Source organism: Phenylobacterium sp. (assembly GCF_019636135.1).
In the GTDB taxonomy this organism is placed as follows: Bacteria; Pseudomonadota; Alphaproteobacteria; order Caulobacterales; family Caulobacteraceae; genus Phenylobacterium.
The window spans coordinates 20,064-46,764 of record NZ_JAHBYD010000023.1; the positions used below are offsets into that span (position 1 = coordinate 20,064).

General features: G+C 71.7%; 31 protein-coding genes. 23 read left to right on the top strand and 8 right to left on the bottom strand.

Annotated features, from left to right (window positions below; genetic code table 11):
- Positions 1 to 49: 49 nt before the first annotated feature.
- The 15 genes from KF737_RS15910 (at position 50) to KF737_RS15975 (ending at position 12,112) form a co-directional block, all read left to right on the top strand.
- Complete coding sequence (locus KF737_RS15910; protein ID WP_296456918.1) at positions 50 to 1,015, top strand: zinc-binding alcohol dehydrogenase family protein; 966 nt, start codon at positions 50 to 52, stop codon at positions 1,013 to 1,015.
- A gap of 246 nt (positions 1,016 to 1,261) precedes the next feature.
- Entirely contained in the window at positions 1,262 to 2,098 is an 837-nt protein-coding gene (locus tag KF737_RS15915) for an alpha/beta hydrolase (RefSeq protein ID WP_296456920.1), read from the top strand.
- A gap of 162 nt (positions 2,099 to 2,260) precedes the next feature.
- A complete protein-coding gene (locus KF737_RS15920; RefSeq protein WP_296456922.1) occupies positions 2,261 to 3,046 on the top strand; it encodes an SDR family NAD(P)-dependent oxidoreductase in 786 nt (261 codons plus the stop codon).
- On the top strand, positions 3,043 to 3,294 hold the full coding sequence (locus KF737_RS22500) for a histidine phosphatase family protein (RefSeq protein WP_367273244.1): 252 nt from the start codon (positions 3,043 to 3,045) through the stop codon (positions 3,292 to 3,294). Before KF737_RS15920 ends, KF737_RS22500 begins: the two co-directional genes overlap by 4 nt.
- Positions 3,204 to 3,635 (top strand): histidine phosphatase family protein, encoded by a 432-nt coding sequence (locus tag KF737_RS15925; protein WP_367273245.1) that lies wholly within the window; start codon positions 3,204 to 3,206, stop codon positions 3,633 to 3,635. The genes KF737_RS22500 and KF737_RS15925 overlap by 91 nt, the downstream gene beginning before the upstream one ends.
- A gap of 13 nt (positions 3,636 to 3,648) precedes the next feature.
- Positions 3,649 to 5,163 (top strand): hypothetical protein, encoded by a 1,515-nt coding sequence (locus tag KF737_RS15930; RefSeq protein WP_296456925.1) that lies wholly within the window; start codon positions 3,649 to 3,651, stop codon positions 5,161 to 5,163.
- A gap of 225 nt (positions 5,164 to 5,388) precedes the next feature.
- The gene (locus KF737_RS15935; protein WP_296456928.1) at positions 5,389 to 6,591 is read left to right on the top strand and encodes a collagen-binding domain-containing protein; all 1,203 of its coding nucleotides are present in this window, start codon (positions 5,389 to 5,391) and stop codon (positions 6,589 to 6,591) included.
- A 97-nt stretch (positions 6,592 to 6,688) separates the two neighbouring features.
- Entirely contained in the window at positions 6,689 to 7,435 is a 747-nt protein-coding gene (locus tag KF737_RS15940; protein ID WP_296456930.1) for a YebC/PmpR family DNA-binding transcriptional regulator, read from the top strand.
- Positions 7,435 to 7,656: a hypothetical protein gene (locus KF737_RS15945; RefSeq protein WP_296456934.1), complete on the top strand. Its 222-nt coding sequence runs from the start codon at positions 7,435 to 7,437 to the stop codon at positions 7,654 to 7,656. The genes KF737_RS15940 and KF737_RS15945 overlap by 1 nt, the downstream gene beginning before the upstream one ends.
- 49 nt (positions 7,657 to 7,705) lie before the next feature.
- Complete coding sequence (locus tag KF737_RS15950) at positions 7,706 to 8,200, top strand: SRPBCC family protein (protein WP_296456938.1); 495 nt, start codon at positions 7,706 to 7,708, stop codon at positions 8,198 to 8,200.
- Positions 8,201 to 8,326: 126 nt separating this feature from the next.
- Positions 8,327 to 9,637, top strand: a complete 1,311-nt coding sequence (locus tag KF737_RS15955) for an MBL fold metallo-hydrolase (RefSeq protein WP_296456941.1) — start codon at positions 8,327 to 8,329, stop codon at positions 9,635 to 9,637.
- A gap of 334 nt (positions 9,638 to 9,971) precedes the next feature.
- Positions 9,972 to 10,121: a hypothetical protein gene (locus KF737_RS15960; RefSeq protein WP_296456943.1), complete on the top strand. Its 150-nt coding sequence runs from the start codon at positions 9,972 to 9,974 to the stop codon at positions 10,119 to 10,121.
- On the top strand, positions 10,118 to 10,867 hold the full coding sequence (locus KF737_RS15965) for an EcsC family protein (RefSeq protein ID WP_296457074.1): 750 nt from the start codon (positions 10,118 to 10,120) through the stop codon (positions 10,865 to 10,867). The genes KF737_RS15960 and KF737_RS15965 overlap by 4 nt, the downstream gene beginning before the upstream one ends.
- A gap of 3 nt (positions 10,868 to 10,870) precedes the next feature.
- On the top strand, positions 10,871 to 11,335 hold the full coding sequence (locus tag KF737_RS15970) for a hypothetical protein (RefSeq protein ID WP_296456946.1): 465 nt from the start codon (positions 10,871 to 10,873) through the stop codon (positions 11,333 to 11,335).
- A gap of 21 nt (positions 11,336 to 11,356) precedes the next feature.
- Entirely contained in the window at positions 11,357 to 12,112 is a 756-nt protein-coding gene (locus tag KF737_RS15975; protein WP_296456949.1) for a peptidylprolyl isomerase, read from the top strand.
- Positions 12,113 to 12,164: 52 nt separating this feature from the next.
- Here the strand turns inward: KF737_RS15975 and KF737_RS15980 are convergent, their stop codons facing one another.
- A complete protein-coding gene (locus KF737_RS15980; protein WP_296456952.1) occupies positions 12,165 to 12,854 on the bottom strand; it encodes a PEPxxWA-CTERM sorting domain-containing protein in 690 nt (229 codons plus the stop codon).
- A gap of 192 nt (positions 12,855 to 13,046) precedes the next feature.
- Here KF737_RS15980 and KF737_RS15985 point away from each other — a divergent pair, with 192 nt between their 5' ends.
- Positions 13,047 to 13,532, top strand: a complete 486-nt coding sequence (locus KF737_RS15985; protein ID WP_296456955.1) for a cupin domain-containing protein — start codon at positions 13,047 to 13,049, stop codon at positions 13,530 to 13,532.
- A 58-nt stretch (positions 13,533 to 13,590) separates the two neighbouring features.
- On the opposite strand, the gene KF737_RS15990 is transcribed toward KF737_RS15985, so the two are convergent.
- Positions 13,591 to 13,968 (bottom strand): VOC family protein, encoded by a 378-nt coding sequence (locus KF737_RS15990; RefSeq protein ID WP_296456958.1) that lies wholly within the window; start codon positions 13,966 to 13,968, stop codon positions 13,591 to 13,593.
- A gap of 66 nt (positions 13,969 to 14,034) precedes the next feature.
- Here KF737_RS15990 and KF737_RS15995 point away from each other — a divergent pair, with 66 nt between their 5' ends.
- Complete coding sequence (locus tag KF737_RS15995) at positions 14,035 to 14,805, top strand: helix-turn-helix transcriptional regulator (protein WP_296456961.1); 771 nt, start codon at positions 14,035 to 14,037, stop codon at positions 14,803 to 14,805.
- 68 nt (positions 14,806 to 14,873) lie between these two features.
- On the opposite strand, the gene KF737_RS16000 is transcribed toward KF737_RS15995, so the two are convergent.
- Positions 14,874 to 16,148, bottom strand: a complete 1,275-nt coding sequence (locus KF737_RS16000) for a hypothetical protein (RefSeq protein ID WP_296456964.1) — start codon at positions 16,146 to 16,148, stop codon at positions 14,874 to 14,876.
- A gap of 50 nt (positions 16,149 to 16,198) precedes the next feature.
- A complete protein-coding gene (locus KF737_RS16005; RefSeq protein ID WP_296456968.1) occupies positions 16,199 to 17,365 on the bottom strand; it encodes an aminotransferase in 1,167 nt (388 codons plus the stop codon).
- Between the two features lie 29 nt (positions 17,366 to 17,394).
- Here KF737_RS16005 and KF737_RS16010 point away from each other — a divergent pair, with 29 nt between their 5' ends.
- Positions 17,395 to 17,853, top strand: coding sequence for a GNAT family N-acetyltransferase (locus KF737_RS16010; RefSeq protein WP_296456973.1), 459 nt, complete (start codon positions 17,395 to 17,397; stop codon positions 17,851 to 17,853).
- Positions 17,854 to 18,161: 308 nt separating this feature from the next.
- Positions 18,162 to 18,617 (top strand): hypothetical protein, encoded by a 456-nt coding sequence (locus KF737_RS16015; protein ID WP_296456976.1) that lies wholly within the window; start codon positions 18,162 to 18,164, stop codon positions 18,615 to 18,617.
- Between the two features lie 43 nt (positions 18,618 to 18,660).
- Here KF737_RS16015 and KF737_RS16020 read toward each other — a convergent pair whose 3' ends face one another.
- Complete coding sequence (locus KF737_RS16020) at positions 18,661 to 19,323, bottom strand: hemolysin III family protein (protein ID WP_296456979.1); 663 nt, start codon at positions 19,321 to 19,323, stop codon at positions 18,661 to 18,663.
- 69 nt (positions 19,324 to 19,392) lie between these two features.
- Positions 19,393 to 20,016 (bottom strand): glutathione S-transferase family protein, encoded by a 624-nt coding sequence (locus tag KF737_RS16025; protein ID WP_296456986.1) that lies wholly within the window; start codon positions 20,014 to 20,016, stop codon positions 19,393 to 19,395.
- Positions 20,017 to 20,117: 101 nt separating this feature from the next.
- Here KF737_RS16025 and KF737_RS16030 point away from each other — a divergent pair, with 101 nt between their 5' ends.
- Positions 20,118 to 21,425, top strand: coding sequence for an MFS transporter (locus tag KF737_RS16030; RefSeq protein WP_296456990.1), 1,308 nt, complete (start codon positions 20,118 to 20,120; stop codon positions 21,423 to 21,425).
- On the top strand, positions 21,425 to 22,117 hold the full coding sequence (locus KF737_RS16035; protein WP_296456993.1) for a hypothetical protein: 693 nt from the start codon (positions 21,425 to 21,427) through the stop codon (positions 22,115 to 22,117). Before KF737_RS16030 ends, KF737_RS16035 begins: the two co-directional genes overlap by 1 nt.
- A 308-nt stretch (positions 22,118 to 22,425) precedes the next feature.
- Here the strand turns inward: KF737_RS16035 and KF737_RS16040 are convergent, their stop codons facing one another.
- Positions 22,426 to 22,725, bottom strand: a complete 300-nt coding sequence (locus KF737_RS16040) for a GFA family protein (RefSeq protein WP_296456995.1) — start codon at positions 22,723 to 22,725, stop codon at positions 22,426 to 22,428.
- 76 nt (positions 22,726 to 22,801) lie between these two features.
- Here KF737_RS16040 and KF737_RS16045 point away from each other — a divergent pair, with 76 nt between their 5' ends.
- Together KF737_RS16045 and KF737_RS16050 are read left to right on the top strand one after the other, a co-directional pair.
- On the top strand, positions 22,802 to 23,599 hold the full coding sequence (locus KF737_RS16045) for an inositol monophosphatase family protein (RefSeq protein ID WP_296456997.1): 798 nt from the start codon (positions 22,802 to 22,804) through the stop codon (positions 23,597 to 23,599).
- A gap of 43 nt (positions 23,600 to 23,642) precedes the next feature.
- Entirely contained in the window at positions 23,643 to 24,647 is a 1,005-nt protein-coding gene (locus tag KF737_RS16050) for a glycerophosphodiester phosphodiesterase (protein ID WP_296457076.1), read from the top strand.
- Positions 24,648 to 24,838: 191 nt separating this feature from the next.
- Here the strand turns inward: KF737_RS16050 and KF737_RS16055 are convergent, their stop codons facing one another.
- Complete coding sequence (locus KF737_RS16055) at positions 24,839 to 26,698, bottom strand: ABC transporter transmembrane domain-containing protein (RefSeq protein WP_296456999.1); 1,860 nt, start codon at positions 26,696 to 26,698, stop codon at positions 24,839 to 24,841.
- Positions 26,699 to 26,701: the final 3 nt, after the last annotated feature.

The following is a 26,701-nucleotide window of genomic DNA, read 5'->3' on the forward strand; positions in this document are numbered from 1 at the left end:
GCCGTGGAATGGGTTTCGTCAAACAAGCGTTTGAGGGAAGGAACGTCCGATGAAGGCCGCGGTCTACTACGAGAACGGTCCGCCCGGCGTCCTGAAGTACGAGGACGTGCCCGACCCCCAGTGCCACCCGAAGGGCATCGTGATCCGCGTCGAGGCCGTCGCCATCGAGGGCGGCGACACGCTCAACCGCTTCGGCGGGCCGCTCATGACCAATCCGCATGTGGTCGGCTACCAGGCGGCCGGCGAGGTGATCGAGGTCGGCTCCGAGGTGTCCAACTTCAAGGTCGGCGACAAGGTCTGCACGACCGGCGGCTGGGGCAGCCACGCCGAGCTGCGCGCGGTCTCCGCCAAGACCGCCTGGAAGGTGCCGGACGGCCTCTCCACCCGGGAGGCCTCGGTGATCCCGGTCACCTTCGGCACCGCCGACGACTGCCTCTTCGAGTTCGGCCGCCTGAAGGCCGGCGAGGTGGCGCTGATCCAGGCCGGCGCGTCCGGCGTGGGCGTGGCCGCCATCCAGCTCGCCGCCAGGGCCGGCGCCTCGATGGTCATCGCCACCGCCTCGTCCGACGCGCGGCTGGAGCAGCTCAAGGGCCTCGGCATGACCCACGGCGTCAACTACGCCACCCACGACGTGGTCGAGGAGGTGATGCGCCTCACCGACAGGAAGGGCGCCGACGTCGTCGTCGATTCGGTCGGCGGCGCGGTGCTGCAGGGCTCGATCCTCAGCCTCGCCTACCGCGGCCGCGTCTCGACGGTGGGCCAGGCCGGCCGCGACCGGCAGAAGATGGACCTCTCCACCCTGATGGGCGGCAACCGCACCATCTCGGGGGTCTTCCTGGGCGCGGAGATCAACACCGACCGCGTGCAGAAGAACATCGCCAGCCTGATCGACCGCGTGGCCAGGGGCGACCTGAAGGTGGTGATCGACCGCGAGTTCCCGCTGTCGGAAGCCGCCGCGGCGCACGCCTACATCGAAAGCCGCAAGGCGGTGGGGCGGGTGCTGCTGATCCCGTAAGGGCTCAGCCCCTGCCGAAGACCTTCAGCCAGAGTCCGGCCAGCCCGAGCAGGATGAAGACCCACATCGCCAGTGACAGGAGAAGCGGAACGATCACGCGCATGCTTCGGCCGGACCCCTCCCCCAAGGCGACTCTTGCCGCCATGATTGTCGCACAAGCTTTCGGAAGACCAGCCGTTTCACGCGTCGGGATCGCTACAGGCGCCGCAACACAACTCTCAGGATACAAGCTTCACGGAGGGAACGATGCCTAAAGCCACCAACGGCGCCGTCGAGATCGCGTACGAAGCCTTCGGCGACGGCGCTGCGGAAACCGTGCTCCTGATCAACGGCCTGGGGTCGCAGATGACCCGCTGGCCGGCGGATTTCTGCGGCAGGCTGGCCGCCAGGGGCTTCCGCGTGATCCGCATGGACAACCGCGACACCGGCCTCTCGAGCTGGCTCGACGGCCGGAGCTACGTCCTGAAGGACATGGCCGCCGACGCCATGGCCGTGCTGGACGCGGCGGGCGTGAAGCAGGCCCACATCGCCGGCGTCTCCATGGGCGGCATGATCGTCCAGCGCATCGCCATCGACTATCCGGCCCGCGTGCTGTCGATGACCTCGATCATGTCGGCCACCAGCGGCGACGTGCAGGCCACCCCCGAGGCCATGGCCGTGATCACCGTCGCCCCGCCGGACCCGAAGGCCGACTTCGAAGCCTTCCTCGCCAACGCCGTGAAGAACGCGACCACCATCGGCAGCCCCGGCTATCCCTGGCCCGAAGGCGCGCTGCGCGAACGCGCCATCGCCGAGTACGAGCGCGGCTTCAACCCCGCCGGCGTCGGCCGCCAGCGCCAGGCCATCGGCGCCGACGGCGACCGGGCCGAGGAGCTGAAGGGCCTGAAGATCCCCGTCGTCGTCCTGCACGGCGCCGACGACCCGCTGGTCCAGCCCGTCGGCGGCGAGCAGACCGCCGCCGCCATCCCGGGCGCCGAGCTGCGGATCATCCCCGGCATGGGCCATGACATGCCGCCCGGGCTCTACGACATCTTCCTCGACGCCATCACCACCGCCACCGCGCGCGCCAAAGCCGACGCCTAGTGCGAACCCAGCGCCCCCTCCACCGCTTCGCGGTCCCCCTCCCCCGCTGCGCAGGGGAGGTTGGCGTTTTCCGGAACCTCCCCCGTGTACGGGGGAGGGGGACCCGAAGGGTGGAGGGGGCGGTGGAGCCGCACCGCGCCGGACACACCTGAAGGACACACCATGGGACGCCTTTCCGGCCGCACGGCCGTCATCACCGGCGCGGCCAGCGGCATCGGCCGCGCCGCCTCGATCCTGTTCGCCGCCGAGGGCGCCAGCCTGATCGTCGCCGACAAGGCCGATGCGGTCGCCGAAACCGCGGAAATGGTGGTCAAGGCGGGCGGCAGCGCCGTGGCGATCACCGGCGACGCCGGCGAGGACGCCTTCGTGAAGGGCCTGGTCGACCGCGCCATCGCCGATTCGGGCCGCCTGGACGTCTTCTGGGCCAACGCCGGCGTCTCGGGCGGCTTCTCGCCGCTGCACGAGCAGACCGCCGACTACTGGGCCGAGATCCTGCGGGTGAACCTGATCGGCCCGTTCCTGGCGGTGAAGTATGCGAGCAAGGCGATGATCCCCGCCGGCAAGGGCTCGATCATCTGCACCGCCTCGGTGGCCGGCATCCGCTCGGGCGCCGGCGGTCCGGCCTATTCGGCGTCCAAGGCCGGCGTCATCAGCCTGGTGCAGACCGCCTGCAACGAGCTCTACGGCACCGGCATCCGGGTCAACGCCATCGCGCCGGGCCTGATCGAGACCGGCATGACCAAGCCGATCTTCGACGGCGCCCGCGCGCGCGGCAACGAGGACAAGATCGGCCAGCTCAACCCGACGACGCGCTACGGCGCGCCCGACGAGATCGCCCGCGCCGGCCTCTTCCTCGCCTCGGACGACGCCTCCTACGTCAACGGCCAGACCCTGGCGGTCGACGGCGGCCTCTCGACCTCGCACCCGGTCGTGCGCCGCAAGCGATGATCATCCTGCTGCGGCACGGCCAGACCTTCTGGAACCGGGAACGCCGCGTCCAGGGTCGCCTCGAAAGCGATCTGACGCCGCTGGGCGAGCGCCAGGCGCTCGCCATGGCGAGCGCCTGGCCGCCGATCTCGTCCGCCGTGAGGACGGCGACTGGCGGCTGGTCGCCAGCCCGATCGGCCGCGCCCGGCGCACGGCCGAGGCGGTCGCGGCCGCCACCGGCCTCGCCGTCGAGACCGACGACCGGCTGATGGAGGTCTGCTGCGGCGACTGGGAGGGCCGGCTCTGGGACGACATCCGCCGCGACGATCCGCACCGCAGCTACGACGGCGAGCGTTTCTTCGGCGCGCCCGGCGGCGGCGAGACCTTCGAGGACGTGATGGGCCGCGCCGCGAGCTGGCTGGCCTCGCTCCCGCCCGAGCCCGGCCGCCGCGTCATCGCGGTCAGCCACGGCGTCTGGGGCCGGCTCGCGCGCGGGGCCTATGCCGGGCTCGACCGGCGGGCGACCCTGGCCCAGGACGTGCCGCAGGATGCGGTCTATCGCCTTCAAAACGGCCAGATCGACCGGTTCGACTGCGCACCCGTCGAATAGCCCCCCGGAGCGGATGATCCGAACCTTCGCCATCGCCGCCGCAGCCCTCCCGCTGCTGGGCGCCGCGCCCGCGGCCTTCGTGGACTACCGCGTGACCCTCGCGCCGACCGGCGCGCTCGCCGTCGACATGCGCCTGTCCGGCGAGCCGGACGGGGAGACCCGGCTGCGCCTGCCGCCCGGCGCCGCGGCGACCCTGAAGGTGAGCGGCGCCAGCCTGGACGCCGCCGGCGACGTGCGCACCCTGCGCCACAAGCCCGGCGCGAGCCTGCGCGTCCGCTACACGGTGGCCGGCGGCGGCCCGGAGGCGGCGGCGCTGGGCGAGGCGGTGTTCGCCGAGCCGGTGGGCTGGGACGCGCTCTCGGCCAAGGTGCGCCTGGGCAAGCCGCCGAAGGGCTGGCGCGTCGTCTCCGACCTCGACCACGCCGCGATGGGCCGGCCGCTGACGGTCGGCGACGTGCGCCGCTCGGTCCTCGTGGCCGGGCCGGCCATCCGCACCGCCGAGCAGAGCACGCCGGGCGGCGTCATCCGCGCCGCCACGCTCGCGGACGACCGCGACGGCCCCGAGAAGCTCGCCGCCGCCGTCGCGCCGGCCGTCGCCGCCGTGCGGTCCTATCTGGGCGAACCCGCCGGCCCCTTCTTCGTCACCCGCGCCGCCGCGCCGGAGCGCGGCCTCGACCGCGACGACGGCTTCGTCGCGCCGCCCTCCGGCCTTTCCGACGCCGAGCTCCGCCGCGCCCTCGTCGAGGCGCACGTGGACGGGGTGCTGGAGCGGCAGGCGGGACGACCGCCCGCCACACCGGCGCCCTGGCTGACCGGCGGGCTCGGCCGCTTCATCGCCGACCGCGCCCTGGTCCGCGCCGGGATCATGAGCGCCGACGACTGGGTCGGCCGCTGGATCGACACCGATGCGTCCAGCGACGCCGCCGCGCGCGGCGCGATCCTGGCGCTGAAGTGGGACGACGACGTGCGCCGCAAGACCGGCGGCAAGGCCGGCCTCGACGACGTGGTCCAGCGGATGCGCGACCACTACCGCCGCTTCGCCCCCGGCCAGGGGCCCGACACGGTCACCGGCCTCGTCTCCGCCGTCTGGGTGACCGCCGGCCTCGACATCCGCCCCGACATCGCCCGCTACGCCGAGGGAACCCAGCCGATCCCGCTGCCCGACGAACTCTTCGGCGGCTGCATCCTGGCCCGCGTCACCGTCTCGCCGGGCTTCGACGCCGGGTTCGACACGGCGCGCTCGTTCGCGGCCAGGACCGTCGTCGGCGTGACCCGCCGCGGCCCCGCCTGGAACTCCGGCGTGCGCGACGGGATGCGGCTGGAATCCTGGACCTTCAACGCCGGCGACCGCAGCCGGCAGGTGGAACTCTTCGTCCGGCTCCCCAAAATGAGTAGCAAAGCCAAGCCGCGCCGGATCGCCTACTGGCCCTATGGCGACAACGACGTCTCGGCCCGCAAGATCCAGTTCTTGCCCGACCTCACCCGGGAGCAGGTCGCGCAGTGCGCGCGCAGGATCGGCGGCCTGTAGCCGGATTTTCCTTCGTTTTTTCAGAATGTTGAAGCTGCGCACGAGGCGCCGCCCCAGCCTTCCGCGCGCCTGCGCGCAACGTCCGCGCCCCCGATGGGCATGTCCGGGCTGCGACACTCTGCATGTTGCGCCGCAACATGAAGCCCGGGCATAGGCCGCGCCGCTGAGCCGGACGGGGGCGGTCTCAGCGCGTCCTTAACCGCTGCCGTGCGTAGGTCTCCTCAGATGCGTATCGTTCAAACCCTTTCCGCCGTCCTCGCCGCCGGGTTCGTCCTGGCAGGCGCCGGCGTGGCCGTCGCGGCCCCGGCGCCGGCGGCGCCGAACGCCGCCCAGGTCAATGCCGGCCTGCAGGCGATGCGCGACTACAACCTCATCGCGCTCAAGGACCTCCAGTCGAGCCAGGGCGTCCAGGGCCGCACCTTCGTCGGCGGCGACCTCAGCGGCGGCTCGTCGCAATACATGACCCGGGCCGGCCAGTCGGGCGTCGCCCTGACCGTGGCGGGCAACGTCACCGGCGGGGCCAAGAACGTCGCCAACGGCGGCTCCGTGGTCGTCGGCGGCAACCTGGACTCCGGCGCCAACATGAACGGCGGCGGTTCGGTCACCGCCGGCGGCAACGTCAGGAAGGTCAACGCCAACAGCGCCACGGTCACCGCGGGCGGCGCCATCGACCAGACCAACGCCAAGACCGCCTACGCGGGCGGCGCCATCAACCAGACCAACGCCACCGACCTCTACGCGGGCGGCGAGATCAGCCGGAACTCCAACGGCGTGCGGCACACCGGCTACGAGTCCCAGGTGGGCGGGCTGCAGGCGGAGCTGGAACGGCAGGCGATGGACTACGCCGCCGAACTGGCCGCGACCTCGGCCTACCTGGCCGGACTGGACGCCACCCACCTCGCCGAGACGCCCGACCGCTGGAACGTGGTCTTCGACCCGGGCGCCGGCACGGGCGTCGCGGTCTACAGCATCGCCGACCTGTCGGCGCTCCTGCAGGGCCGCAGCAACCTGAAGTTCAACATGCCCAGCGGCTACGACGCGGTCGTCGTGAACGTCGCCGGGACCGACATCAGCCTGCCGGGCAGCATCAACTTCAACAACGGCCAGGGCCTCGGCGCCTCGGTGATCTGGAACTTCTACGAAGCCACCAGCATCAACCTGGGCTCGAAGACCTGGTTCGGCTCGATCCTGGCCCCGAACGCCGAGCTGAAGTTCGGCAACGGCATCGAGGGCTCGGTCGTGGCCAGGAGCGTGATCCAGACCGGTGAAGTCCGGCTGGGCGGCTTCTCCGGCGCGCTCCAGGTGGCTCAGTACGCGGCCCAGGACATCCGCAACGGCGTCCCGGAACCTGCGACCTGGGCGATGATGATCATGGGCTTCGGCGCCATCGGCGCGATGATCCGCCGCCGCCGCGCGCTGGCCGCCTGAGGCTCCTCGCCTGACCGCCGCCGTCGGCGGGGGGTTCCGTGAGCCCGGCCCGCCGGGGTAGAAGCTCCGACCTCTCAGTCACGACCCCCGACGGACCATGGCCGGCCACTCGAAATTCAAGAACATCATGCACCGCAAGGGCCGCGCGGATTCCGCGCGCTCCAAGCTGTTCTCCAAGCTCTCCCGCGAGATCACCGTGGCGGCCAAGATGGGCCTGCCCGACCCGGCGATGAACGCCCGCCTGCGCCTGGCGGTGAACAACGCCAAGGCCGAGTCGCTGCCCAAGGACGTGATCGAGCGCGCCATCAAGAAGGCCGCGGGCGGCGAGGCCGAGTCCTACGACGAGATCCGCTACGAGGGCTTCGGCCCCGGGGGCGTGGGCGTGATCGTCGAGGTGCTGACCGACAACCGCAACCGCTCGGCCTCCACCGTGCGCTCCACCTTCACCAAGTGCGGCGGCAACCTCGGCGAGACCGGCTCGGTCTCGTTCATGTGGGACCGCGTGGGCCAGATCACCTACGCCGCCTCGGCCGGGTCCGAGGACAAGGTGATGGAGGCCGCCATCGAGGCCGGCGCCGACGACGTGGAGTCCGACGAGGACGGCCACACCATCTGGACAGCCTTCGATGCGCTGAACGACGTCTCCGCGGCGCTGGAAGCCGCCCTGGGCGCGGCGACGTCCACGAAGCTGGCCTGGCGGCCCAAGGCGCTGACGCCCATCGAGGGCGACCCGCTGGCCACCCTCATGAAGCTGATCGAGACGCTCGAGGACGACGACGACGTCCAGAACGTCTACTCCAACGCCGACATCTCGGCCGAGGACCTGGAGAAGCTGGCCGGCTGATGGCGAAGGAGCCCTCCAGGCCGAACGGTCACGATCCCCGGGTCACCGACCTGAAGGCGTACCGCAAGGAAAAGGAGAAGGCGGCGAGGAAGCCGCCGCCGAAGCCCACAATGAGGCGCCCGTCGGAGTCGTTCCTGGGCTCCAACCCGCGCGCGGCCCTGATCCTGGTGGCGGCCATCGTGATTCTGGCGCTGCTTTACCTCGGGCCACGCTTTCTCTGACGCTCGAAGCATGGGTATGCTCCCCGAAACCATGAGGGGAGGAATCGTCATGAAGGTCTGGGCACGGCTCGCCGCCGTTTCCGCCGCGCTCAGCGTGGCGACCGCCGCCAACGCCGCCGGCGACTACGTCACGATCGTGCAGGAGCTGCCGCTGGCGGTTCCGGCCGAGACGGCCTGGGCCAAGGTCAAGGGCTACTGCGACATCGGCAAGTTCCTGAACCCGGCCGGCGTCCTGCCCTGCGAGATCACCCAGGGCAAGGACAGCGAACTCGGCGCCGTGCGCAAGATCGCCGGCCGCATCGAGGAGGTGGTGGTCGCGGTCACGCCGCTCTCCTACACCTACGCCGACGTCGATCCGAAGATCCTCTACCACGGCACGGTCGAGATCCGGCCGGTCGACAAGAAGAGCTCCAAGCTCGTCTACACCCTGTTCTTCGACCAGACCTCGGTCCCGGCCGACCAGCGCGAGGCCAACAAGACCCGCCGCGCGACCATGTTCCTGGGCGTCATGAAGGCCATGAAGGCCCAGGCCGAAGCGAAGTAGCGAGCCTTTCCCGCAAGCGGGAAAGGCAGGCCATAGCCTTCGGCCATCGGAGCCGCGCCTGCCGCGCGCTTGACCCGTTCCGGGCGCCTCCCGATCCTTCAGCCGCTTTTCGGAAGGATCAGGTCCATGCGTCTCGCCGTTCTCGCCGCCGCCCTGCTCATGGCCGGTCCTGCCCTGGCGCACGAGCAGGAGGCCGCGCTCGGGGCGCCGGCGCCCGACGGCCGGCCCGGCGCGGCCCAGCCCACCACCACGGGCGCGAGCCAGACCGAGGCGCTCCACTTCGCCGGCGGCCGGATCCACCAGGCCATCGGCTTCGGCAACACCTACCTCGTGACCACCAGGGCCGGCGACGTGGTGATCGACACCTCCAGCGTCCAGACGGCCAGGCGTCACCGCGAACTCCTGCGCGCCGTCTCCAAGGCGCCCGTCCGCTACATCGTCCTCACCCACGCCCACGGCGACCACGCGGGCGGCGTGCCGTTCTGGCGCGAGCCCGGCACGAAGGTCGTCGAGCAGGCCGCGAGTGTCGAATTCCGCAACTACATGACGCGGCTCTCCGGCTTCTACGCCCACCGCAACGCCGCCCAGTTCGGCCTCGCCCCCGGCCGGAGCGGCGCCGAGGCGAACCCCGGCAACTACGCCGCGCCCAGGCTGGCCGACGTCCTCTTCGAGCACGAGACGACCTTCAAGGTGGGCGACCTCACCTTCCGCGTCCTCGCCACGCCCGGCGAGACGCCCGACCACGCCACGGTCTGGATCCCGGAGCTGAAGGCCGCCTTCGTGGGCGACAACTTCTACGACTCCTTCCCCAATCTCTACACGCTGCGGGGCACCCAGCAGCGCAAGGCGCTCGACTACGTCGAGTCGATCGACAAGGTCCTGGCGCTGAACCCCGAGATCATGCTGCCCAGCCATGGCCGCCCGGTCGTGGGCGCCGCCGAGGTCCGCCGCCAGCTCACGAAGTATCGCGACGCCATCCTCTACGTACACGACGCCACCGTCAGGGGCATGAACGAGGGCAAGGGCGTCTACGAGCTGATGCGGACCATCAAGCTGCCGCCGGAGCTGGACGTCGGCGAAGGCTACGGCCAGATCGCCTGGTCGGTCCGCGGGATCTACGAGGGCTACGCCGGCTGGTTCGACGGCGATGCGGCCACCATGTACGCGGTCTCGCCCGCCGAGGCCGAGGCCGAGCTCGCCAGGCTGGGCGGCGGCGCGGGCCCGGTGGCGGCGCGCGCCAGGGCCATCCTCGCCGACGGCAGGCCCACCCTGGCGCTGCGCCTCACCAGCGCCGCGCTCGCGGCCGAGCCGGGCCACCGCGAAACCCTGATGGTCCGCAAGGCGGCGCTCGAGGCGCTGCTGACCCAGTCCCGCAACTCCAACGAAAGCGGCTGGCTCCGCGCCGCCATCGCCCAGGCCGACGCGGGCCTGAAATGACCCCACAGGGTGGCGCGCGCAGGGCGCCGGATGAGGGATTGCGCGAACCTGTCGACTTCGAGCGCGCGGCAGCGCCGTTTTGATTCAACCACGAAGACCACCAAGGCGCCGCGGATGAGCTGGGCGCAGCGCACTTCTCGGACCCTTCGTGGTCTTGGTGTCCTTGGTGGTTGAGAATAGCGCGCCTGCGGCGCATGCCGCGCCGACAGGTTCTATCCGTCAGCCTGCGACTTCGGCTCCGGTCCTCGCCCGGCCTCGCGGGATCGCGCGCGGTTCCGCCCGCCGGATTCCCACGCTAGAACGTCGGGCCGAACCGCGGGGGACCAGGACGACGATGCAGAGACGGAAGGTCGACCGGGCCCAGCGCATGCGCGCGCGCCGCATCTGGTGGGAGCGCAACGGCGCGTTCGTGCGGGGCGCCTTCACCGGCAGCTTCCTGACGGCGATCGTCGCCTGGGTGCTGGAAGTGGCGGTCCTGAAATAGCCCGCGCGCAGCCGCCCTTCGGCGCGACCGACGCCGCCTACGAGGACTGGGCCCGCGCCGAGGTCGCACGCTGGACGGCCGCGGTCCTGAAGCCGCCCGGTCCGCTCGACGTCGCCGCCCGCGACCTGCAGGGCCACATCAACCGCCTCATCCCAGAACGGGTCCACGCCACGCTGACGAGCGTCGTCGAGGGCATGACCCGCACCATCCTGACGGGCGCCGACCTCACCACCGCCCCGCCGCTGATCGGCGCCTCGCTGGCCCAGCGCGACCGCCGCGCGCTGGAGGTCATCCGCGGCTACCGCAGGACGGCCGCCGTGGAGGGTGGCGTCGCGGGGGCCGGCGGCGTCTGGCTGGCGCTGGCCGACTTCCCGGCGCTGCTGGTCATCAAGATCAAGCTGCTGTTCGATCTCTCGGCGGTCTACGGCCACGAGGCGGACGCGTTCGGGGAACGGCTCTACATCCTGGCCCTCTTCCAACTGGCCTTCTCGGGCGCCGGCCACCGCGCCGAGGTCTTCCGCGGCCTGGAGGACTGGGACGCCCGCGCCCATCCACAGGACTACGCCCACTTCGACTGGCGCAGGTTCCAGCAGGAATACCGCGACCACATCGACCTGGCGAAGATGGCCCAGATGATCCCCGTCGTCGGGGCCCCCGTCGGCGCGATCGTCAACTGGCGGCTGCTGGAACGGCTCGGCGAAACCGCCATGAACGGCCACCGCATGCGCTGGCTCGCGCGGCCCTGAGCGATGCGCGCCCTCGTCCTCGCCGCCCTGATCGCGACCTCCGCCGCCGCCCAGCCCCGCGTCGCGGGCGCGCCCGTCACCGAAGAGGCCGCCCGCGCCTTCGTGGCGAAGCAGGAGCAGGCCTGGAACGCGCGGAAACTCGACGCCTGGTTCGCCGCCTTCACGCCCGACGCGACGTTCACCGACCAGGCCTACAACGGGGGCAAGCCGCCCGTGCCCTACGGGACCTCGACGCTGAAGGAGGCGCGGGCCCTGATCGGGAAGGCGGCGCCGTCGCGCGAGACCGGCCGGGTCTTCCGCATCGTGGTGGCGCCGGACGGCCGCTCGGCCGAGGTCACGACCAGCGTCGGCATCCGGAGCGGCGAGCGCCGGCTGTGCGCCAGCCGCGTCCAGACGCTGGTCCTGGCCGGCCGGGCGCTGAAATCGAAGGGCCAGACCGACACCTACATCCGCTGTCGCGGGGGCTGAGCCTGCGCTAGCTTCGCGCCCATGCTCCGCAAGTTCCTTCCGGCGGTCGCCGCCGCCCTCCTCGCCGCCGCCGCCCAGGCCCAGACGCCGGCGGCCCCCGCAACGCCGGCTCCCGCGCCGCCCGCCAGGCCGAACCCGCAGGTGAAGGTCGAGACCACCGAGGGCGCGTTCGTGGTCGAGCTGGCCGCCGACAAGGCCCCGATCACGGTGGCCAACTACCTGAAGTATGTCGACCGCGGCCTCTTCAACGGCGCCGCCTGCTATCGCGCCAGCAAGCCCAAGGGCTACGCCGGGAACGACTACGGCCTCGTCCAGTGCGGCCTGCAGAACGACCCGAAGAAGGTGCTGCCGCCCATCGCCCACGAATCGACGATCAAGACCGGGCTCACCCACGGCAAGGACGGGGTGATCTCGATGGGCCGCCATGCGCCGGGCACCGCCCAGGCCGACTGGTCGATCATGCTGGGCGACATGAGCTATCTCGACGCCGACCGGAAGAACCCGGCGGCCAATCCCGGCTTCGCCGCCTTCGGCCAGGTGGTCGAGGGCCTGGAGGTGATCCGCAAGATCATCGTGCTGCCCACCGATCCGGTGAAGGGCGAGGGCGCCATGAAGGGCGAGATGCTGATCAGGCCGGTGCGGATCACGCGGGTCAGCCGCTACACCGCCCCGCCGCCCGCCGCCGAGACACCGGCCGCCACGGCGCCTGTGGCGACCCCGGCGACGGACGCCCCGCCCGCGGCGGTTCCCCCGCCGGCGGCGGCCGCGCCCAGGTAGACGGCGGAAAACCCCGGCCAGCCCCCCAGGCCGGGGTCCCGTCACGCGGCCGTCAGGCCGCGGCGAGCAGGCTGCGGCGCGCGCGGAGCGCCCCGCCGACACCGCCGAAGCCCAGGATCATCAGCGCCCAGGCCGACGGCTCGGGGATCGCGTTCCCGGCCACGATGTAGGCGCGGTCGACCACGAAGTCGCCTGCCGCCCCCTGCGCCGAGGCGAAGGTGAAGCTGCTGAGGTAGTCGCCTTCCGTGAGGATGTTGGCCACCCCGGCGTAATGCACCCACACTTGCGGCGTCGACGTGTCCACCGTGAAGTTCGCCAGGTTCACGCCGGCGATGGTGCCGGTGAAGGTGGCGTTGCCCGCGTTGTTGAAGCCGTTCAGCGGGACGTAGACCGAGAACCCGATCGTGTAGAGGCCGGGCAGCAGGTGGACGGTCTGCGACAGGCTCTCGGTGGCGCCGTCGGCCACGAAGTAGGCGGCGTTGTCGCCGACCGGATCGGGGCTGGGCGATGCGGAGTTGTCCGGCGGGATCGGCTCTCCATACGCGCCTCCCGGATATCCGGCGTTCGAGTTGTAGGGAATGATCACGGCCGGCGCGCCCGACGGCGTCACCCCCGAGTAGGTCCAGCCGGTGAAGTCACCGGTCTCGAAGCTGCCATTGGTGATCAGGTTCGTCGCCGCGAGCGCGGGCGAACTGGCAAGCGATATTCCGGCGGCGAGCGCCACCCATGTAACGGACCTCATGGGCCCTCCATCCGTGCGTGGTCGGGCCCCCCGATCTGACTTGTGTCGGGCACCAAACACGGCTCGCGCAATGGCGTCATCACAACTCACCGACGTGGCGAATAACGGCAAAGTTGTGTCAAACGCCCGACATGGCCAACTCGCGCGACTGCGACGGTTTCCGCCGCCGCGACGCCGCGCTAGCGTTGCGCCATGGCTCACGACGACGTTCCCCCCGCGATCCCCGAGGACGGCTGGAAGCACAGCGGCGTCCGCGTCGTGCCCGGCGACCAGCTCGGCCCCGTCACCGCCACCACGCCCGGCATGGACCGCGCCGTCGCCATCGACCGCGCGCGGATGGGCGCGCAGAAGCTGTGGGCCGGCACGGTCCACATCCACGCCAACGCCAAGACCGGCGCCCACCACCACGGCCCGCTGGAGAGCGTGATCTACGTGGTCTCCGGCCGCGCCCGCATGCGCTGGGGCGAGCACCTGGAGTTCACCGCCGAGGCCGGCCCGGGCGACTTCATCTACGTGCCGCCCTTCGTGCCGCACCAGGAGATCAACGCCTCCACGGACGAGCCGCTATCCTGCGTCCTCGTCCGCTCCGATAGCGAGGCGGTGGTGGTGAACCTCGACATCGACCCGGTGGAGAAGCCCGAAGGCGTCCCCTGGATCGACCCGATCCACCGGAGCTGAGCCCCCGCCCGCCGCACCCGGGCTCGGCTGTGCGGGCGGCGCGGCGCGGCGCCGGCGATCACGCCGGCCATTCGTCGGTCTCGTACTGCATGGCGCCGGCGATGTTGCCCTCGGTGTCCTGGAAGAAGACCAGGCGGCCGACGCCCTGGATGTGGAACGGCTGCATCAGGATCTTGCCGCCCGCCGCCTCCACGGCGGCCATCGTGGCCTCGAGGTCGTCGACGCCGAAGGTCAGCTCCATGCCAGGCATCCGCTGGCCGCCGATGTCGCGCCGGCCCTGGAGCGCCCCCAGATGCCCGCCGCCGGAATCGAATGTCTGGTAGAAGCCGGGCGGCCCCCACGGCCTGAAGCTCCAGCCGAAGACCTGCTCGTAAAAACTCCGGGCGCGCGGCACGTCGTCGGCGTTGATGGCGAAATGGCGGAAAGTGGCGGGCATCGGGACCTCCTGTCGGGCCAAGCTAGGCCTTCAGAGCGCGGCGCACCCGCGCTAGTCTGACGAAGAATGTCGCTTACACGCCAAAACGTCCGCGATCCCGACGGCTTCCCGGTGCGCGGGCTGGCGGCGACCTACGCCGACGGCCACGTGCTGGACCACCATACACACCCCTGGGCGCAACTGGTCTACGCCGCGACCGGCACGATGCGGGTCGCCACGCCCACGGCCGCCTGGCTGGCGCCCCCGACGCGCGCGGTCTGGGTGCCGGGCGGGACGCCGCACGAGATCCGGATGCGCGGGCGCGTGGCGATGCGCACGCTCTACCTCGCGCCGGGCCCAGGGCATGCGGCGCTCGAGGCCTGCCGGGCCATCGAGGTGGCGCCGCTGCTGCGCGAACTGATCCTGCACATCGTCCGCCTCGGCATGCTCGATGCGGACAACCTGGCGCACGAGCGCCTGGAGGGGCTGCTGGTCGATCTGCTCGCCGCCGCCGAGACGGCGCCGCTGGAACTGCCGCTGCCGTCCGATCCACGGGCGCGGGCCTTGGCCGCGCGGCTGCTGGCCGAGCCGGGCGATGACACCGCCTTCCCTGCGCTCGCCCGTGACGCCGGCGCGTCGCTGCGCACCCTGCAACGGCGCTTCCAGGCTGAGACGGGGCTGTCGCTGGAGGCCTGGCGCGCACGGGCGCGGATGCAGCAGGCGGTGGTCTCGCTCAGCAACGGCGCGCCGGTCACGACCGCCGCGCTGGACGCCGGCTACCAGAGCGCCAGCGCCTTCATCGCCGCCTTCCGGCGCGCGTTCGGCGTCACGCCGGGGAAGTGGCGGGCGGGCGCCTAGAGCGGGTTATTGTTTTGGCGCGCGTTTATTCCGAAAGCCGGTTCCCACTTTTCGGAACGCGCTCTAGCTCAGAACGCGGCCTTGCGGTCCTCGGCGGCCTTGCGCTGGGCGTTGGTCTCGGCGGCGCCGCGCTGCTGCGCCAGTTGCGCCGTGGCCTGCTGGGCGCGGGCGGCGTTGGCGATGTCGGCGAGCGTGAGGTTCAGCATCGATATCTCCTGCGTATCGACGTCGAAGTTCATCGCCACCAGGAGACCCATGGCGCAGCCGGCCTTGACCGCCGGCCCCATGCTGTCCGGCTTCAGCGCCACGATGTTGGTGGCCATCAGGCTGATGCTGCTGATCGTGCCGATGTAGGCGTTGAAGACGGCGCCGCGGCAGTCGGCCTCGGCCTGGGGTCCGAGCGTCCGGCCCCGGGCGTCCCAGTACCACGAGAGCCGCGCTGTCCCGGCCCGCACGCCCGGCGCGGGCACGAAGGAGAAGCTGGGCTGGCCGTACTTGCGGGTGAGGGCCTCGATCGTGCTGCGGGCGCCGGGGCCCTTCCCGGGCGCGTACTGCGAGGTCTGCGCGACACCCCAAACGCGCCGCTGGCTGGGCGGCGGCATGAAGACCGCCGCCACCGTGTCGCCGATGGCCCAGTTGTTGGGCACGTTGAAGGTCCTGGCGGTGAAGCTCGTCTCGAAGGTCAGGTCCTTGCGGCCGTAGGGCTCGTAGGTGTTGAGCCGCGCGTCCTGGGGTTGCCATGTGGAGCCCGCGTAGGGCCTGGAGACCGACGGGAGGCCCGCGGCCTTCAGCGCGGCCTGGACCTCGGGCAGCGTCATCCCGGGGCGGATGCCGCGGATGTCCGGGCCGCCGCCGGGCGCAGGCGCCGGCGCGCTCGCCGTCGTCGCCGTGGCGGCGCCGCAGTCCCCGGCGGCCTGGCGGATGGCGGGACCGGCGTTGCCCACCGGCAAGGGACCGAGCGGACGTCCGTCGAGGCTGAGCGTCGAGCCCGCCGGCGCGGTGGCCAGGCGCGCCAGGAACTCCGCCGGCGCGTCGAGGTTGCCCCAACCGTCCGTCTGGCCGATGCGGGATATCTGGAGCTCGGAGCGCGCGCCGCCGGCCTGGACGCCCACGACCATGCGCGGCGCCGTGGCGCCGGGCGCCAGCTTCATCAGGAAGGTGCGCTTGTTGTCGACGCAGGCGACGGCGATGGAAATGACGGGCGCCGGCCCCGCGGCCTTGGCGAGCGCCCCGCCGCCCGGCGTCGGAAGCACCTCCCAGGCGCCCGGCGCAGCCATCGCGCTGGAACACAACATGCCGGCCGCCATCACACCGGCCAGACCCAGGACGCGCGACGCCGCCATGCACAGAACTCCCACTCTGCCCCCACGCTTGGGGCGCGGCGCCGGGGCGGTCAAGCCCGGAGCGTGAGGTCCCGCGCCTTCGCCAGCCGCTTCACGCCTTCGTCGAGCGTCGCGTCGCCCTTGGAGAAGCAGAGGCGCACGATCGAGGTCACCGGGTCGCGCTCGTAGAAGGCCGAGACGGGGATGGCCGCGACGCCCGCCGCCTTCACCGCGGCCAGGCAGAACTCGCGGTCGCCGACCGTCACGCCCGATCCGGCGAGGTCGACGTTCAGGAAATAGGTGCCCTGGCTGGTCAGCACCGAGAAGCCCTCGCGGCGCAGGCCCTCGGTCAGGCGGTCGCGGGACGCCTGAAGCTGGCGCGGCATGGTCTCGAACCAGTCGCCGGGATTCTCCAGGCCCCAGGCGACGGCGGCCTGCAGGTTGGGGGCGGTGGTGAAGGTCATGAACTGGTGGGCGCGCGTCAGGCTGTGGGTCAGGGCCGGCGCGGCGCACAGGAAGCCCACCTTCCAGCCCGTCAGCCCAAACATCTTGCCCGCCGAGCCGATCTTCACCGTGCGCTCGCGCATGCCGGGCCAGGCGATCAGCGGCCGGTGCCGGGCGGCGCCGAAGACGACCTGCTCCCAGACCTCGTCGCAGACGGCGATCACGTCGTGCTTCACGCAGAACTCGGCCAGGAGCGCGAGGTCCTCGTCGGGCAGCACCACGCCGGACGGGTTGATGGGGTTGTTCAGCACCACGAGCCTGGTGCGGTCCGTGAACGCCGCCTCCAGCATCTCGCGGGTGAAGCGCCAGTGCGGCGGCTGGAGGCTGACCAGCTTCGGTACGCCGCCCGCGCGGCGGATCACCGGCAGGTAGCTGTCGTAGTAGGGCTGGAAGACGATCACCTCGTCGCCCTCGCCGAGCAGGCCCAGGAAGCTGACCGCCAGCGCCTCGGTGGCGCCCGAGGTGACGGTGATCTCGCTGGCCCAGTCGAAGTCGAGGCCCTGGGTCCGGGCGTAGTGCGCGGCGACGGCCTGGCGCAGTTCGGGCAGGCCCGTCATCGGCGGATACTGGTTGTAGCCGTTCAGGACGAGGTCGGCGGCCCTGGCGCGCAGCGGCTCGGGGCCGGGATCGTCCGGGAATCCCTGGCCCAGGTTGATCGCGCCCAGGCTGCGGGCGAGCCCCGACATCTCCTCGAAGATCGTCGTCGGCAGGGATGAGAAAATCGCGTTGGCCATCGCCCCGATTTTGGCGACAGACTCCCTCCATGACCATCGCCATCGTGGACTTCGAGCCCCGTCACGCCGAGGCGTTCCGCACGCTGAACGAGGCCTGGATCTCGAAGCACTTCGCCCTGGAGGCCAAGGACCGCGAGGTGCTGGGCGACCCGCAGGGCCAGATCGTCGACAGGGGCGGCCTGGTGTTCATGGCCCTGAAGGACGGCGAGGCGGTGGGCTGCGTGGCGCTGCTGAAGATGGACGACGGCGGCTACGAGGTCGCCAAGATGACCGTGTCCGAGAGCCTGCGCGGCTCCGGGCTCGGGCGGCGCCTCATGCAGCGCTGCATCGACGCCGGCGCCGAGCGGGGCGCGACCCGGCTCTACCTGGAGACCAACTCCGGCCTCGGCCCCGCGCTCGGCCTCTACCGCGCCATGGGCTTCCGCGACCTCGCCCCGGCCGACACGCCGTACGTCCGCGCGGACGTCTTCATGGAGCGGCCGTACTAGGGCCGCAGCGGCAACGCTCCACCGCTTGTCATCCCCACCGCCTGTCATCCCGGTTTCGCGGCACGCGAAGACCGGGACCCAACCGTCGGGTGCGTCGATGGTAGGAGGGCGGCTCCTGCGGTCGGAGCCGGATCGCCAGCTCAGAGCGCCGGAGGGTTGGGTCCCGGTCCCCCGCCTTCGCGAGGGCAGGCTTTGGCTACGCCAAAACCGGGATGACAATCGTGGGGATCGGGGAACATCGGTGCAGGAGATAGATTGCGAATGACTCGCAACTGCAATAGCGTGAGCGGGCAATCCGGGAGTCGGCCATGCTTCACCACGCGCCCCGCGACGTCCTCACCCATGGCGAGCGCCTGCTCGTGCGCACGGTCAGGGTGCTGGCGCTGAGAGGCGGCTGCGACGGGCTGAAGGGCGGTTTCGAGGAGGCCTGCGGCGTGGGGGGCGACGAGGCCTATCGGACCTTGCAGGTGTTCATGCAGCAACTGGGCGCCTGCGGGCGGCGGCCGCTGAAGCTCTCGGTGGTCACCGATCCCGCCCTGACGACGGACGAGGCCGCGATCCTGGACGTGTTCGGCTGCGCCCAGGCCGACGACTACGCCAGCCTCGACGAGCGGCTGGCCTCGCTGGTGGGCGGGACGCCGCCGAGCGCGCTGGGCGCGGCGGCCTGCTGGGTCGCCCAGGCGTTCGGGCTGAACGGGCTGTCGCTGCGCTCCAGTCTGACACCGGCGGCGACGCCGGCGACCCTGCTCTACGCCGCAGAGTAGCCGTGGGCCTGCGCCGCGCCCGCAGTCGGCGCGAGGCGCCCTCTCAGTGCTGGGCCGCCAGGACCACGCCCAGCAGGACGGCGGTCCAGTGGGCGGCGGCGGCGGCCACCACGTGGCCGTGCCAGATGGCGCGCGAGAACTTCAGCCTCTTGTTCACGTAGAAGATCACGCCGGTCGAGTAGAGCACGCCGCCGGTCACGAGCAGCGCCAGCGCGTACCAGGCGAGGCTGTCGATCATCGGCTTCAGCGCCACCACCACGAGCCAGCCCAGCGCCAGGTAGACGCCCACCCAGAACTTCCGGTCGATGCCGGTGAGGAACAGCTTGCCCAGCGCGCCGAGCCCCGCGATCAGCCAGACCGCCGTGGTCATGCCGACGCCCCAGGCGCCCGGCAGGTTGATCGTGAACGGCGTGTAGGAGCCGGCGATCATCAGGAAGATGCCGGCGTGGTCGAGCCGCCGCAGCGTCGGCCGGTACCTGTGGTGGGCGAAGTTGTAGGCGGTGGAGAAGGCCAGCATGGCCACCACGCCCAGGCCATAGATCGAGACGCCCACCACCTGGCTGATCGAGCCGCCCTTCACCGCCAGCGTCAGCAGCACGATCCCGCCCACGAGCGACAGGGTCAGGCCCATCACATGCACGACCAGGTCGGCGCACTTGGCGGCCGGGGTCGGATAGTGGCGAGGCGGCTTGAGGGGCAGGTCCATGCGGCGCTCCTTAGGCCCGGCACCGTGTCACGCGTGTGGCGCCGCGCGCCAGCGCCCGGGCGACACGGGTCAGCCGGCTTCGACCGCCGCCAGCACGGCCCGGGTCGCCGGCCGTTCGCCCATCCGGACGTGGTGGTCGGCCAGCCGCGGGAAGTCGGCCATGTCGAGCGTGTCGCGCGGCAGCCAGCTCGTCAGCACGTAGAGATAGGGGTCGCAGACGCTGTAGGCCTCGCCCAGCGCCCAGGGGCCGCGGAACAGGCGCTCGTCGATCAGCCGCATGGCCGCGCCGAACACCTCCGGCGCCTTCCTGCGCAGCTCGGCGATGGCGGCGGGGTCGTCGGCCCAGCGGGCGCCGCGGTGGCGGTGCGCCGCGGCCGGGTGGACCCACGAGCACAGGTAGCTCATCAGCGACTCCGCCTCGGCCATCGCGAAGGCGTCCCCCTCGGGCGTCAGCCGCGCGGCGGGATGGGTGCGGGCGATGTAGCCCATGATCGCCGGGGCCTCGGTGATGACGCCCCGATCGGTCTCCAGGGCCGGCACGCGGGACTTGGGGTTGATCGCCAGGTAGGCCGCCTGCCGCTGCTCGTTCTGCGCGAACCTGAGGCGGTGGACCTCATAGGCCGCGCCGGCCTCGGCGAGCGCGATCTCGCAGGCGAGGCCGATGGTCCCCGGCGCGGTGTGGAGCTTGAGCATGCGGCCTCCCGATGATGGCCCGATCTCAGCATGCGTCGGCGGCGGATTGAACCCGGCGCGGAAAGCGGGTTCTCTCGCGCCCAGGAGTACGGGGGAACGCCTTGACCGCAGAGGTCGCCGAGGTCCGGCAGGACATCGCCACGGCGCGCGAGCGCAACCGGCTGCGCTCGATCCTGGCGGGGTCGGCGGGCAACCTGGTCGAGAGCTTCGACTGGTTCGTCTACGCCGCCTTCGGGCTCTACTTCTCGAAGGTGTTCTTCCCGGACGCGGACCGCACCACCGAGCTCCTCAACACCGCCGCGGTGTTCGGCGTGGGCTTCTTCGCCCGCCCGTTCGGGGCGTGGGTGATGGGCCTCTATGGCGACCGCATCGGGCGCAAGGCCGCCATGGTGGTGTCCGTCAGCCTCATGTGCGCGGGCTCGCTGATCATCGCGCTCTGTCCGGGCCAGGCCCAGATCGGCGTCGCGGCGCCGGCCATCCTGGTGTTCGCCCGCATCCTCCAGGGCATGAGCATGGGCGGCGAATACGGCGCCTCGGCCACCTACCTGTCGGAGATGGCCCAGCGGAAGACGCGCGGCTTCTGGTCGGGGATTTTCTATTCGACCCTGATCGCCGGCCAGCTCCTGGCCATGCTGGTGCTGCTGACGCTGACCGCGTTCCTGACGCCGGGGGAGATGCAGGCCTGGGGCTGGCGCGTGCCGTTCTTCATCGGCGGCGGGCTGGCGCTGGCGGTCTTCTGGCTCCGGCGCGGCATGGACGAGACGCCGTCGTTCGAGGCCCGGACCGGTCCCAAGGCGACCACCTGGGGGCTGATCAGGAGCCATCCGCGCGAGGCGCTGACGGTCATCGGCCTGACCGCCGGCGGCACGCTCGCCTACTATACGTACACGACCTACATCCAGAAGTTCCTGGTCAACACGGCGGGCTTCGCCAAGGACCAGGCGAACCTGATCGTCGCCGGCGGCCTCCTGGTCTTCATGCTGATCAACCCGCTGATCGGGGCGATCTCGGACCGGGTCGGCCGCCGCGCGATCCTCATGACCTTCGGCGTGCTGGGGGCGGCGATGACCTGGCCGCTGCTGTCGGCGATCGCCGCCACCGACAGCGCCTGGGCGGCGTTCGGCCTGACCACGCTCGCGCTGATCGTGGTGGCGCACTACTCGTCGGTGAACGCGGTGGTGAAGGCCGAGCTCTTCCCGACCGAGGTGCGGGCGCTGGGCGTCGCCCTGCCCTATTCGCTGGCCAACGCGGCGTTCGGGGGGACGGCCGAGTACGTGGCGCTCGCGTTCAAGCAGGCCGGCCACGAGACGTGGTTCTTCACCTACGTGACCGTGGTGATCGCGGGCTCGCTGCTGGTCTACGCCCTGATGCGCGACACGCGGCGCCACAGCCGGATCGCGGAGGACTGATGCCGGCCCTGCAGGACCGGCTGATCGCCCAGGTGGCCGAGCGCGCCGCCGGCCGCGACGTGTTCCTCGTCGGCGTCACCGGCGCCGTGGCGGTGGGCAAGAGCACGCTGGCCCGCGCGATCGCCGAGGGGCTGAAGGCGCGGGGCCTCGCGGCCCAGGCCGTCCCCACCGACGGGTTCCTGCGGCCCAACAAGGACCTCGAGGCCGCCGGCCTGAGCGCGAGGAAGGGCTTCCCCGAGACCTTCGACGTCGCCGCCTTCCACGGTTTCCTCGACCGCCTGGCGTCGGGCCGCGCGGCGCGGATGCCGGTCTATTCGCACGTCAGCTACGACATCGTGCCGGGCGAGACGCACACGGTCGCCGGCAAGGGCGTGGTCATCGTCGAAGGCGTGAACGTGCTGCAGACGCCGCAGGCCCGCGAGCGCTTCGGCCTCAGGCTCTACGTCGACGCCGAGCCCGAGCACATCAAGGCCTGGTACCTGACCCGCCTGGACGGGATCATCGCCAACGAGCCCGACAGCCTGATCGCCCGGATCCCGGACGCGGCGTACCGCAACACCCTGGTCGAGGCCGCCTGGGCCGGCATCAACCTCGTCAACCTCCGCGACCACATCGCGCCCACCATGGCCCACGCCGACGTGGTGGTGCGCAAGGCGGCGGACCACTCGCTGGTGGAACTGGCGGCGAGGTAAGAGATCTCCTCTCCCCCCGCGAAGCGGAGTGGGAAGGGCTGGGAGAGGGTCGGCACGTGAGAGCGTGCTCCGCCGATGGCCGAGCGAGGACGTGCGGCGTCACCGTGCGTGGGCCCTCGACGGATAAACAGAGTCGGCCCAGCCGGCCCTCACCCTAACCTCTCCCTCCATCGCTCCGCTCGAGGGAGAGGAGATTACTCCGGCGGCCCGTCCTCGTGGACCGGCACGCCCTCCGGCGCCTGGACGAACGGGTGGCCGGTCGCGGCGTGGGTCATCCGGTGCGGCCCCGGCAGCGTCGGGTCGGCGAATCAGCCGTCGCTGACGCCCATGATGTCCTCGCCCCAGCCGTCGTCGTCGGGCGCGTACCAGACCGGCGTCCCGCACCGCGCGCACTGCCGGAACCGCGTGGTCGCATCGTCCAGCCGGAACGTCTTCTCCTCCCCCGACTGCGCGACCATCTGGTCGGGCCGGAAGTAGGCGGTCACGCCGAAGAAGCTCCCGGTCCGCCGCTGGCAACGGGTGCAGCAGCAGGCGGAGACCAGCATCGGGTCGCCCCGCATCGTCACCGAATAGTCGCCGCAGAAGCACGTCGCCACACGCTCGGTCATCGTCCGCTCCTTGCCTTCACCCGCCCCGGAGACTAGGTATCGCGCCCTCTATCCGCCTGCCGAGATCTTTCCCAACGTGAGCACCCAATCCGCCCTCCTGAAGGTGATGAGCGACGCTGCGCGCAAGGCCGCGCGCGGCCTGAACCGCGACTTCGGCGAACTGGCCGAGCTGCAGGTGGCCAAGAAGGCGCCCGCCGACTTCGTCTCGGCCGCCGACCTCAAGGCCGAGCAGGTGCTGTTCGAGGCGCTCACCAAGGCGCGCCCCGGCTACGGCTTCTGGGGCGAGGAGCGCGGGCTGGTCGAGGGCACCGACAAGTCGCACCGCTGGATCGTCGACCCGCTCGACGGCACCACCAACTTCCTGCACGCCATCCCGCACTTCGCGATCAACATCGCCCTGGAGCGCGACGGCGCCGGCATCGTGGCCGCGGTCACCTACAACCCGATCACCCACGAGATGTTCTGGGCCGAGAAGGGCAAGGGCTGCTTCGTCAACGAACACCGCCTGCGCGTCGCCGCCCGCCGCAACCTGGACGAGGCGGTCTTCGCCACCGGCATCCCCTTCCTGGGCCATGGCCAGCACGCGAAGTTCCTGAAGGAGCTGCACCAGATCAGCCAGCGGGTCGCGGGCGTGCGCCGCTTCGGCTCGGCGGCGCTGGACCTCGCCTGGGTCGCGGCGGGCCGCTTCGACGGCTACTGGGAGCGCGACCTCAATGCCTGGGACCTGGCGGCCGGCACGCTGCTGGTCACCGAGGCCGGCGGCAAGGTGACCGATGCGGAGGGCGGCGACGAGGTCCTGACGTCGGGCTCCATCGTGGCCGGCAACCTCGAACTGCATCCGCAACTGCTCGGTCGCCTGACGGCCGCAAAATAGGGCTAAGCTCGGCGGCATGATCACCCGCCGCACCCTCGCCGCCATGACCCTCGCAACAGCCGCCGCCGGGCCCGTGCCGGCGAAGACGCCGGTCCGCCCCATCGTCATCGCGCACCGGGGGGCCAGCGGCGAGCGGCCCGAGCACACGCTGACGGGCTACACGCTCGCCATCGACGAGGGCGCCGACTTCATCGAGCCGGACCTCTGCTGCACCAAGGACGGCCACCTCGTGGTGCGCCACGAGAACGAGATCGGCGGCACGACCGACGTCGCCGGCCGGCCCGAGTTCGCGAGCCGCAAGGCCGAGAAGGTCATCGACGGCGAGAAGGTCACCGGCTGGTTCACCGAGGACTTCACGCTCGCCGAGCTGAAGACGCTCCGCGCCCGCGAGCGCCTGCCGGCCTTGCGCCCCGGCAGCGCCAGGTTCGACGGCCTCGCCGCCATCCCGACCTTCCAGGAGGTCCTCGACCTCGCGAAGGCCGAGGGCAGGCGCGTCGGCCGCGAGATCGGCACGTACCCGGAGATGAAGCACCCGGCCTACTTCGCGGGCCTCGGCCTGCCGCTGGAGGGCCGCGTGCTCGACGCGCTCAAGACGAACGGCCTCAACAGCAGGACCGCCCCGGTGTTCGTCCAGTGCTTCGAAGTCGAGCCGCTGAAGGCCTTCGCCAGGCTGGGCGGCCGCGCCCGGCGCGTGATGCTGGTGAGCCAGGGTCCCGCGCCCGTCGACGTGAAGTCCGCCGCGGGCATCAAGGCCGTCGCCGCCTTCGCGGAGGGCCTGGGTCCGGAGTGGCCGCTGGTGGTCCCCACGGCCGACGGCGGCCTCGGCCCGGCCACCGCACTCGTGAAGGACGCCCACGCCGCGGGTCTCCAGGTCCACCCGTGGACCGTCCGGGCCGAAAACGTCTTCCTGCCGCCCAAGCTGCGGAGAGGGACGAGCCCCGCCGACCACGGCGACGTCGAAGCCGTCTTCAAGGCCCTCTACGCGGCGGGCGTCGACGGCCTGTTCTCGGACTTCCCCGGCCTGGCCGCGCAGGCGCGGGAACGGTAGGCCACACCCCTTACCCTGAGCTGTCATCCCGGTTTGGGCGCAGCCCAAGACCGGGACCCAACCAACCCGTGCTCCGCGTCTCCAGCATGGCTCCGACCGTCGAGCCGAACGCCATACATGAGAGCACCCGACGGTTGGATCCCGGTCTTCGCCTGCGGCGAAACCGGGATGACAATCGTTGTTGAGGCTGGCTACGCCGCTTCGAACTGCAGGGCCGCCAGGCGGGCGTAGAGGCCGTTCTTCGCGACCAGCTCGTGGTGCGTGCCTTGCTCGACCACGCGGCCCTCGTCCATGACGACGATGCGGTCGGCCTTCAGCACGGTGGCGAGGCGGTGGGCGATGACGAGGGTCGTGTGGCCCTTCATCGCCTCGTCCAGCGCGCGCTGCACCAGGTGCTCGTTCTCGGCGTCCAGCGCGCTCGTCGCCTCGTCCAGCAACAGGATCGGCGCCTCGCGCACCAGGGCGCGCGCGATCGCCAGCCTCTGCCGCTGGCCGCCCGAGAGCGCGCGGGCCCGGTCGCCGACCTGGGTCGCCGTCCCGTCCGGCAGGGCGCTGAGGAAGCCCTCGGCCTGCGCCGCCCTGATCGCGCCGGCCACGTCGAGGTCGCTCGCCCCGTCGCGCCCGAACCGCACGTTCTCCGCCGCCGTCCCGGAGAACAGCGGGCTCTCCTGCGCCACCAGCGCCATGCGGGCGCGGACCTCGCGGGGGTCGGCGTCGGTCAGCGCCACGCCGTCCACCACCACGCGTCCGGCCTGCGGGTCGTAGAAGCGCAGCAACAGGCGGAAGACGGTGCTCTTGCCCGATCCCGAGGGACCCACCAGAGCCACGCGTTCGCCCGGCCGGACGGTGAGCGAGAAGCCCTTCAGGGCCGGCAGGTCGGGCCGCGCGGGATAGGCGAAGGTCACGCCTTCGAACGCCAGCTCGCCGCGCGGCGGCTGCGGCAGGGCGATGGGGTGCGCCGGCGGCGCCACGCCCGGCCGCGCGTCCAGCAGCTCGCCGATGCGGTCCATGGCGCCGGCGGCCTTCTGCACCTCGCCCCAGGTCTCGCCCAGCGCGCCCACCGAGCTGGCCGCCATCACCGACAGGAAGGCGAACTGGAAGAGCGCGCCCCAACTGATCTCGCCGCGCAGGCCGGCATGCACGCCCAGCCAGAAGACGCCGACCACGCCGCCGAAGACGAGCACGATCACGGCGGCCGTCATCATGGCGCGGGTGGTGATGCGCCGCATCTGGGCGCGGAAGGCGTTTTCGACGGCCCCGCCGAACCGGTCGGCGGCGGCCTCCTCGCGTCCGAACGCCTGCACGGTCTCGAGCGCATCCAGGCTCTCGCCGGCCGAGCCCACGGCGTCGGCGAAGCGGTCCTGGGCGTTGGTGGTCAGCTTCCGGACCCGCCGGCCGAAGATGAACAGCGGCGCGATCACGAACGGGAAGGTGAGCAGCACCAGTCCCGTCAGCTTCGGGCTCACGAACACCAGCCAGATCAGCGCGCCGACAAGGATCAGGGAGTTGCGCAGCGCCACCGAGACCGACGTCGCCAGCAGGTTCTCGATGATCGCCACGTCGGTGGTCAGCCGCGACAGCACCTCGCCGGTGCGCGTGCCCAGGAAGAACGCCGGGTCCAGCGTCAGGATGTGGCGGTAGACGGCCTTGCGCAGGTCGGCGACCACGCGCTCGCCCGTGCTGGTGACGAAATAGAAGCGCAGCGCCGTCGCCAGCGCCAGGGTCGCGGCGACCGCGCCCACCAGCAGGAACCGCTGGTCCACGGTCCGCGCGTCCATCCCGGCCGCGGTCAGGTGGTCGACCACCTGGCGCACGGCCCACGAGATCGCCAGCGTGGCGCTCGACGACAGCAGCAGGAAGAACAGCGCCGCGCCCGCCCGGCCCCAGTGGGCCGCCAGGAACGGCGCCAGCCGCCGCAGCGCGCCGACGTTGCGGCTGCGCTCGCGCTTGGCCCTGGCGTCGGCCACCGACTGGGCGAGCGCCTGCCCGGCGCTGGGCCGCCCCGCGACGGCAGACCCGTCGGCTGGAGACTGGGGCCCCGACTCACTCATCCC

Bases quoted from the DNA above. Each gene is read 5' to 3' on its own strand.
- KF737_RS15910 (WP_296456918.1), top strand. From the start codon at position 50: ATGAAGGCCGCGGTCTACTACGAGAACGGTCCGCCCGGCGTCCTGAAG.
- KF737_RS15915 (WP_296456920.1), top strand. From the start codon at position 1,262: ATGCCTAAAGCCACCAACGGCGCCGTCGAGATCGCGTACGAAGCCTTC.
- KF737_RS15920 (WP_296456922.1), top strand. From the start codon at position 2,261: ATGGGACGCCTTTCCGGCCGCACGGCCGTCATCACCGGCGCGGCCAGC.
- KF737_RS22500 (WP_367273244.1), top strand. From the start codon at position 3,043: ATGATCATCCTGCTGCGGCACGGCCAGACCTTCTGGAACCGGGAACGC.
- KF737_RS15930 (WP_296456925.1), top strand. From the start codon at position 3,649: ATGATCCGAACCTTCGCCATCGCCGCCGCAGCCCTCCCGCTGCTGGGC.
- KF737_RS15935 (WP_296456928.1), top strand. From the start codon at position 5,389: ATGCGTATCGTTCAAACCCTTTCCGCCGTCCTCGCCGCCGGGTTCGTC.
- KF737_RS15940 (WP_296456930.1), top strand. From the start codon at position 6,689: ATGGCCGGCCACTCGAAATTCAAGAACATCATGCACCGCAAGGGCCGC.
- KF737_RS15945 (WP_296456934.1), top strand. From the start codon at position 7,435: ATGGCGAAGGAGCCCTCCAGGCCGAACGGTCACGATCCCCGGGTCACC.
- KF737_RS15950 (WP_296456938.1), top strand. From the start codon at position 7,706: ATGAAGGTCTGGGCACGGCTCGCCGCCGTTTCCGCCGCGCTCAGCGTG.
- KF737_RS15955 (WP_296456941.1), top strand. From the start codon at position 8,327: ATGCGTCTCGCCGTTCTCGCCGCCGCCCTGCTCATGGCCGGTCCTGCC.
- KF737_RS15960 (WP_296456943.1), top strand. From the start codon at position 9,972: ATGCAGAGACGGAAGGTCGACCGGGCCCAGCGCATGCGCGCGCGCCGC.
- KF737_RS15970 (WP_296456946.1), top strand. From the start codon at position 10,871: ATGCGCGCCCTCGTCCTCGCCGCCCTGATCGCGACCTCCGCCGCCGCC.
- KF737_RS15975 (WP_296456949.1), top strand. From the start codon at position 11,357: ATGCTCCGCAAGTTCCTTCCGGCGGTCGCCGCCGCCCTCCTCGCCGCC.
- KF737_RS15980 (WP_296456952.1), bottom strand. From the start codon at position 12,854: ATGAGGTCCGTTACATGGGTGGCGCTCGCCGCCGGAATATCGCTTGCC.
- KF737_RS15985 (WP_296456955.1), top strand. From the start codon at position 13,047: ATGGCTCACGACGACGTTCCCCCCGCGATCCCCGAGGACGGCTGGAAG.
- KF737_RS15990 (WP_296456958.1), bottom strand. From the start codon at position 13,968: ATGCCCGCCACTTTCCGCCATTTCGCCATCAACGCCGACGACGTGCCG.
- KF737_RS15995 (WP_296456961.1), top strand. From the start codon at position 14,035: ATGTCGCTTACACGCCAAAACGTCCGCGATCCCGACGGCTTCCCGGTG.
- KF737_RS16000 (WP_296456964.1), bottom strand. From the start codon at position 16,148: ATGGCGGCGTCGCGCGTCCTGGGTCTGGCCGGTGTGATGGCGGCCGGC.
- KF737_RS16005 (WP_296456968.1), bottom strand. From the start codon at position 17,365: ATGGCCAACGCGATTTTCTCATCCCTGCCGACGACGATCTTCGAGGAG.
- KF737_RS16010 (WP_296456973.1), top strand. From the start codon at position 17,395: ATGACCATCGCCATCGTGGACTTCGAGCCCCGTCACGCCGAGGCGTTC.
- KF737_RS16015 (WP_296456976.1), top strand. From the start codon at position 18,162: ATGCTTCACCACGCGCCCCGCGACGTCCTCACCCATGGCGAGCGCCTG.
- KF737_RS16020 (WP_296456979.1), bottom strand. From the start codon at position 19,323: ATGGACCTGCCCCTCAAGCCGCCTCGCCACTATCCGACCCCGGCCGCC.
- KF737_RS16025 (WP_296456986.1), bottom strand. From the start codon at position 20,016: ATGCTCAAGCTCCACACCGCGCCGGGGACCATCGGCCTCGCCTGCGAG.
- KF737_RS16035 (WP_296456993.1), top strand. From the start codon at position 21,425: ATGCCGGCCCTGCAGGACCGGCTGATCGCCCAGGTGGCCGAGCGCGCC.
- KF737_RS16040 (WP_296456995.1), bottom strand. From the start codon at position 22,725: ATGACCGAGCGTGTGGCGACGTGCTTCTGCGGCGACTATTCGGTGACG.
- KF737_RS16050 (WP_296457076.1), top strand. From the start codon at position 23,643: ATGACCCTCGCAACAGCCGCCGCCGGGCCCGTGCCGGCGAAGACGCCG.
- KF737_RS16055 (WP_296456999.1), bottom strand. From the start codon at position 26,698: ATGAGTGAGTCGGGGCCCCAGTCTCCAGCCGACGGGTCTGCCGTCGCG.